The 7,005-nt window shown below is 68.7% G+C and carries 4 protein-coding genes and 1 pseudogene (1 of these 5 cut by a window edge); all 5 read left to right on the top strand.

Features of this window, described 5'->3' with window-relative positions; translation table 11 throughout:
* A protein-coding gene (locus tag ACFE99_RS03070; protein WP_375482313.1) for an FAD/NAD(P)-binding protein crosses the window boundary here: on the top strand, window positions 1-1,644 show its 3' portion. It extends 249 nt beyond the left edge of the window; only the last 1,644 of its 1,893 coding nucleotides appear in the window; its start codon lies off the left edge, out of view; the stop codon is at window positions 1,642-1,644.
* Window positions 1,645-1,720: 76 nt separating this feature from the next.
* Entirely contained in the window at window positions 1,721-2,923 is a 1,203-nt protein-coding gene (locus ACFE99_RS03065; RefSeq protein ID WP_375482311.1) for a hypothetical protein, read from the top strand.
* A gap of 1 nt (window position 2,924) precedes the next feature.
* Window positions 2,925-3,899, top strand: coding sequence for a homoserine O-succinyltransferase (locus tag ACFE99_RS03060; protein WP_375482309.1), 975 nt, complete (start codon window positions 2,925-2,927; stop codon window positions 3,897-3,899).
* A gap of 4 nt (window positions 3,900-3,903) precedes the next feature.
* On the top strand, window positions 3,904-5,259 hold the full coding sequence (locus ACFE99_RS03055; protein WP_375482306.1) for an O-acetylhomoserine aminocarboxypropyltransferase/cysteine synthase family protein: 1,356 nt from the start codon (window positions 3,904-3,906) through the stop codon (window positions 5,257-5,259).
* Window positions 5,260-5,362: 103 nt separating this feature from the next.
* Window positions 5,363-6,375, top strand: a pseudogene (locus tag ACFE99_RS03050) (hypothetical protein); the annotation flags it as partial.
* Window positions 6,376-7,005 lie beyond the last annotated feature (630 nt).

The raw sequence follows: 7,005 nt of genomic DNA, 5'->3' as shown, positions 1-7,005 counted from the left end.
GGCCTGCACCAGTGGGCTGTGGGCTGCGGCTATCGCTGGGTGGGTTACGAGTGCCGCATCGGCGCCGGGGGTGACCCCATCTTGCCCACCGACTACCTGCCCCGGCGGTTGATGGGCGAGTATCTGGTCTGGTTCTACGACAGGCTAGTGGCCGAAGCCCCGCCCAACCTTGAGATCATCCGCCACTACGCGGCGGCCGTCGACATCTCGCCGGCCCTCCAGGGGCGCGAGGCGGTGCTGCTCGACAATGGCATCACCCTCACCGTCGACCACGTGGTGCTGACGTCGGGGCACACCTGGAACGACGAGCCCGGGGCCGGCGGGGGCGTGCACTACCTGCGCCCCTACCCCATCGAGTACCTCGACCAGAGCGCTCCGGCCGGATCCTCGGTGGCCGTGGCCGGCATGGGCCTGGTCGCCTACGACGTCCTCACCGCCCTCACCATCGGACGAGGCGGGACCTTCGAGGACCGGTGCGACCGGGCCGATCGCAAGCGGTACGTGCCCTCAGGCCGGGAGCCGACCATCACCCTCTACTCGCGCTCGGGCGCGCCGTACTGCGCCAAGTCGGCCACCGGCGTCGACCCCTACGGGCAGTACCAGCCGGTGGTGTGCACCCACGAGGAGTTCGCGGCGCTGACCAATCCGGGCGGGTCGCCGGTGCGGCGCCACGTGGACTTCCGGGCCGAGCTTCTCCCGCTCATCTTCGCCGAGATGCAGGCGCGCTACTACATCCAAGCCGCCTTGCTGGCCGGGGGCGACGTCGAGTCGACCGAGGTCCGCACCGTCCTCCGCCAAGGCTGGGCCGACGGGCACTACGAGAAGGTCGTCGACGGTCTCGAGCCGCGCTACGGGCGCTTCGACCCGTCCACCCACCTCTTCGCCGGGTCAGACCGCCACTACACGTCGGCCGCTGACTACCAAGGCCAGGTCTACGACATGATCGAGGCCGATCTCACCGAGGCCCTGCGACCCGGGGGGAGCCCGGTCAAGGCGGCCGAGGAGGTGCTGCGCATCCTCCGGGACCAGCTGCGTTCGGTCATCGAGTTCGGGGGTCTCTCCCTCGACTCCTATGTCGACTTCCAGTCCAACGTCCGAGGCCACATCAACCGCCTGGAGGCGGGCCCGCCACCCATGCGCTCCCAGCAGCTGCTGGGGCTGCTCGACGCCGGGGTGGTGCGCATCCCGCTCGGACCGAACCCGGAGCTGGCCGCCTGCCCCGACGGCGTCCGCCTGAGCTCCACGGCCCTCGACGAGCCGACGGCCGTGAGAGTCGACGGGGTGGTGCGGGGCCATCTCGACCTGCCCTCGCTGGCCCGGTCCAGCTCCCCCCTGCTCAAGCGTCTCTACGCCAAGGGAAGGCTGACCCAGCTCAGCTACGGTGACACGCCCGTCGGCAGCGTCGCCATCAATGAGGACTTCCATCCCTATGACACCGAAGGCCGGGTCCAGCCCAACCTCTCCGTGCTGGGCGTGCTTACCGAGGGGGTGCGCTACTTCACCCACTACCTGCCCTCGCCGCGCAGCCGCCTCCGGGCCGTCTACGACGCCCAGGACTGCGTCGAGGCCGTCATTGGACGGCCCCCCAGCCGCCTCCAGTCCGTCTACGACGCTCGCGACTGCGTCGAGGCCGTCATCGGCTGAGCAAATGATGGACTCCACGACCGGAAGGGCGCGGCCGTTGGTGGCGGTGAGCTACGGGCCGCGTTGCGTTCCAGTGATGCAGCTGGCCGAAGCAGCCGCCGGCCTCTGCGACCTGCTGTGGATCATCTTCACGGCCGCGCCGGGGATGGGCGAGATGGCCGATCTCCTCAACCGGTTCGGCGCCGTCGTCGACCTCGAGGGCATGAGCGCCGAGCGGAGGGTCAAGACGCTGGCCGACTGGGAGCCCGACGGCATGACCACCTACCTCGACGCCGGCATGGTCGAACTGGCTGGGGTGGCCGAGAAGCTGGGCCTCCCCTTCCACAGCCCGGCGACCTCAGCCGCCCTCACCGACAAGGCCCGTCAGCGCCGGGCCCTGGCCGACGCCGGCCTCGACGTTCCCCCTTGTCACCTCGTCGGCCCCGAGCAGTCCGGGGCCGAGCTCTCGGCCGTCGAGGCCGAAGTGGGGTGGCCCGCCGTCCTCAAGCCCCGCTCGGCCCAGGGCAGCCGCTACACCTTCCTGGTCCGCGACGGTGCCGAACTCGCGAAGGTGCTCGACACCCTCGGCCCGGGCCGCCCCGACATGGTTCTCGAGGGTTACCTGGCCGACGATCCAGCCCGGGCCGACGACCCCTACGCCGGCTATGTGTCAGTCGAGAGCGTGGTGGCCGACGGCGCCATCAGCCACCTGGCCCTGACCGGCCGCTTCCCGCCGGCCGAGAACTTCCGTGAAACCGGGTTCTTCATCCCCGCCGCCCTCGGCGCCGGGAGCCGCTCGGCCGTCCTGGACCTGGCCACTCGGGCCATCGACGCGCTCGGGGTACAGACCGGGTGCCTGCACACTGAGGTCAAGTTCACACCCGACGGGCCCCGCATCATCGAGGTCAACGGACGGATGGGCGGCGGTGTGCCCGAGATGCTGGAGCGGGCCGCCGGCGTCAGGCTGCTCGACCTCACCCTGCGGGTGGCCCTGGGCGAGCCGGTGTCCGTCGACGGGCCCGTGCCCACCGACCGCATCGGCTACCGCTTCTTCCTCCAGCCGCCGACCGTCAGGGCCACTGTGACGGCCATCGATGGCATCAACGACTTCAGCGACCACGCCGGGGTGGACACGGTGAGCGTCCACCAGCGCCCGGGGGCCGCCCTCGACTGGCGGGACGGCTCCGGCAACCACATCGTGGCCGTGGTCGGCTCGGCCGACGACGAGGAGCAGTTGCAGGCCGCCTACCGGCTCCTCCACCAGCACGTCACGGTCACTTACACCGACGTGAGGCATTGAGATGACGGTGGACGTTCGACTCGCCAGGGCACTCGACCCGGGGGCGGCGCCGGACGCCGCCGAGGGACCGGTGCGGTGCGCCCTGGTCAACAACATGCCTGACGCCGCCTTCGGCGCCACCGAGCGACAGTTCGTGGGCCTTCTGAACGCTGGGTCCCGCTTTGAGACGGTCGTCGTGACCCGCCACACGATGGCCGGCGTGCCACGGGGCGAGCGGATCCGGGCCCGTATCGCCGCTGAGTATCGTCCTCTCGAGGACATCACCTCCGACCCCCCAGACCTGCTGGTGGTGACCGGCTCCAACCCGACCGAGTCCCGCATCGAGGAAGAGCCCTACTGGTCGGATCTGCGCGCCCTGCTGCGGTGGGGAAGCGAGAACGTGCCGGTCATGGTGCTGTCCTGCCTGTCGGCCCACGCCGCCCTGGCCGTCTTCGACGGCATCGAACGGACCACCCTGCCGGTCAAGTGCACGGGTGTCTTCCCCCAGCACGCCGACCCGACCCACCCTCTGGCCGCCGGGTTCGACAGTCCCGTCGTCCTGCCCCACTCGCGGCTCAACGCCGTGCCCGCAGAGGCGGTGGCCGCCGCCGGCTACGCGGTGGCCTTGCAGTCGGAGGAGGTGGGGTGGAGCGTGATCACGAAGACGGTGGGCCGGTCCCAGGTCGTGCTGTTCCAGGGCCATCCCGAGTACGATCCGTCGAGCCTCGTGCGCGAGTACGTCCGAGACGTGCGGCGCTACGCCAGCCACGAGCGCGACGAACTACCCTGCCTCCCGCGCGACTGCGTGGCCGGCCCGGACTGGGACCGGCTCCGCCAGCTGCACGACCGGGTGGTGGGCGGCGAGCGGGACCCGGCCCTGGTGGCCGCCTTCCCCTTCCACCAGGTCGGCGCCCGCGCCCCCTGGCCGTGGCGGGGTGCGGCCCTACGTCTGTACGCCAACCTGTTGGCCACCATCCCGAAGAGGAGCGTCGCCTGAGACCATGCACGATGAAACGATCGCCATCCACGGTGGCTACACACCCGACGGGACGCGGGCCGTGGCCGTGCCCATATACCAGACGGTGGCCCACGACTTCATCGACGCCGCCCACGCTGGCGCCGTGCTCGACCTGGAGACACCCGGCTTTCACTACAACCGGCTCAACAACCCGACCTGCGACGTCCTCGAGCAGCGCATCTGCGCCCTCGAAGGGGGGACGGCAGCCCTGGTGGTGGCTTCGGGCATGGCCGCCGTCAGCTACGCCATCCTGACTGTGGCCGGCGCCGGCTCGAACATCGTGGTGGCCCCCCAGCTCTACGGGGCCACTTTCACCTACTTCGCCCACGTGCTACCTACCCTGGGCATCGAAGCCCGCTTCGCCGTCGACGATCGAGCCGAGTCCATCGCCCCCCTCATCGACGCGAACACCCGCGCCGTGTTCTGCGAGACGATCGGCAACCCGGCCGGCAACATCGTGGACCTCGAGGCCGTGGCCGCCGTGGCCCATGCGGCCGGCGTGCCGCTCATCGCGGACAACACGGTGGCCACGCCGCTGGTACTCAAGCCCTTCCAGCACGGGGCCGATGTGGTCGTCCACTCGCTGACCAAGTTCGTGGGCGGCCATGGCACCACCCTCGGTGGGGCCATCGTGGACGGCGGCCGGTTCCCTTGGGGCGACCATCCCGACCGCTTCCCGATGTTCAACCAGCCTGAGCCCGCCTTCCACGGCGTCGTCTTCGCCCGTGACTTCCCCGAGCGGCCCTTCACCGTGCGGACCCGCTCCACCCAGCTGCGCAACAGCGGCGCCACCCTCTCCCCGTTCAGCGCCTTCCTGCTCCTCCAGGGCCTGGAGACAATGGCCGTGCGGCTCGAGCGGCACGAGGCCAACGCCCGGGCCGTGGCCGACTACCTGGCCGCTGACTCCCGCGTGGCCTGGGTGAGCTTTGCCGGGTTCCCCGACCATCCCTACCACCACCTGGTCGAGCGCTACCTGCACGGGCGCGTGCCGTCCATCGTCACCTTCGGGGCCGAGGGAGGCTACGACGCGGGACTGGCCTTCTTCGATGCGCTCCAGCTCGTCAAGCGGCTGCTCAACCTGGGCGACGCCAAGACCCTGGCCATCCATCCGGCCTCCACCACCCACCGCCAGCTGTCCGACGAGGAGCTGGTGAAGGCCGGTATCCGGCCGGAGACGATCCGCCTGTCTATCGGCATCGAGCACATCGACGACGTCATCGCCGACATCGACCAGGCCCTGGACAAGGCCATGGTGGGCAGAGCCAGGGTCGCCCTCCGTGACGAGGCGTACGCTCCAAAGGGCGTGACGGGCGAATCGATCGGCGTCGTCGGAGGCTGATCAGTGCCAGTCCGGATACGCCCCGGCACGCAGGGTCTTTGAGAGCCGCGCAACCAACGGCGATGGGCGGCCAGACAATCAGCTGGCGTTCATCGACCATGCCATGTTCGCGGAGCATCGCGCTACCGGCAGGAACCTAGTCCTCCAATTTGTGTGGGTGTATGAGCGCGCTATCGACTTCGATGGGCTGAAACGTTTCACCACAATCTCGGATACGGCCTGTTGGGACGGCGCATCGAGCGTTCTCCGCTGCCCTTCGCCCGGCATCGGTGGGTCTCAGACCGGGGGCCGTCAGACATCGATATCGCCGAATGCGCCCGTCCACGCGCTGAACTTAGCGACTGGGCCGATGAACGCGCACAACTACCTACTGATCCCGAATGTGGGCCAGGCTGGCGTCTCGGCGTCCTTCCACTTATGGACGGCTCGACCGCTGTCAGCCTGGTGATTTCCCACTACCTGGTCGACGGCCTCGGGCTCCACGTCGCGGTACTTGATGCGGTCCTAGGCAACACGCGCAATCTTGGCTATCCAGCACCGCATTCCCGGACGCGACTGCCCGCGGTGGTTCAGGATGCGCGCCAGGCAGCGCGGGACACGCCTGAGGTTGCCCGGGCGCTTGTAGCAGCGGCAAAACACCGCCGCCGTCTTTGGCATGCTAGTGCCCGATCACCAGCATCGCGACCCATCGCGCTTCGTGCAGGCGACCACGATGACCCTATCGTCGTGCCGGGTGTCACGATTTACATCGACCTCGATGTTTGGGATGCCCGTGCGAAGGCTCTTGGCGGAACGAGTAACGCGCTGGTGGCCGGGTTGGCTGCGAAACTCGGGGAGCGCATGGGGCGCCGACGTGCCGGTGACGGCGCCGTCACCTTGCAACTCCCCATGAGCGAGCGGACGGAGGGTGATACCCGTGCGAACGCAATGTCGTTCGCGTGCGTCAGCGTCGACCCGACCCGGGTTACGACGGATCTGCATGACGTCCGCGCCGCCATCAAGCAGGCGCTGAGGACTCTGCGGGAGACGCCAAATGAGTCGTGGCAGCTGCTTTGGCTGACCTCGTTAGCGCCGAAGCGGACGTTGAAACGGCTTTGCGACGCGAGGGTCGCTGACCGCAACGCCCGCGACCGTGCCGACCTGTTGCGTCATCCTGCGCTTCTTCGCCCGCCACGAGCCATTCCCGACAGGTGATGGATCGTATGTACTGGCAACAGTATTCGGATCCACCGCTAAAGGAGCGTGTTGTGCGAGCACACGGCGAATCACGTCGACGATGCCCCATCTCCCCTCACCGCCCCCGGGGTACCACGCCCAGTCGGTGGACGTCACCCCACGAGCACCTCGCGAGATCACCTTGCGTCGAACTGCTTCGACTTTCCCGACCACAGTCGGTCTATAGAACCGACCTCTTGCACACCGTCGTCCGAATCCAGTCCGCCGTGCCCGCGGAGCACGTCGATCAGTTCCATCCGCAGATGCTGGCGGTCGCATGAACCGTCGGTCACTACCGACAGGTCGGCACCGCAGTTTGTGGGACCGGTCGGGCCGCGGCGGTGCAGGCTCGGGTGGCTACGGCGGCACGAACTGGTGCCCTGACCCTTTGGGGCCGCTCTCTGCGTCGGAATCTTCGAGCGGTCTGCAGTCTGCTCTACCCCAGCCATCCCGGGCCTACGCATGCATAGCATACAATTCATGACTGGAAGTTCGGTTCTTGCGCGTATGACGCCAAATAGTATGTATTAT

Origin of the sequence: uncultured Mycobacterium sp., from assembly GCF_964249325.1 — a bacterium.
Lineage (GTDB): Bacteria > Actinomycetota > Actinomycetes > Mycobacteriales > Mycobacteriaceae > Mycobacterium.
Note: the sequence above shows the minus strand (reverse complement) of the source record. Positions and strands in the feature narration are given on the sequence as shown.

Excerpts from the sequence above, each read along its gene's own strand:
- ACFE99_RS03065 (WP_375482311.1), top strand. The coding sequence starts at position 1,721 with ATGCAGCTGGCCGAAGCAGCCGCCGGCCTCTGCGACCTGCTGTGGATC.
- ACFE99_RS03060 (WP_375482309.1), top strand. The coding sequence starts at position 2,925 with ATGACGGTGGACGTTCGACTCGCCAGGGCACTCGACCCGGGGGCGGCG.
- ACFE99_RS03055 (WP_375482306.1), top strand. The coding sequence starts at position 3,904 with ATGCACGATGAAACGATCGCCATCCACGGTGGCTACACACCCGACGGG.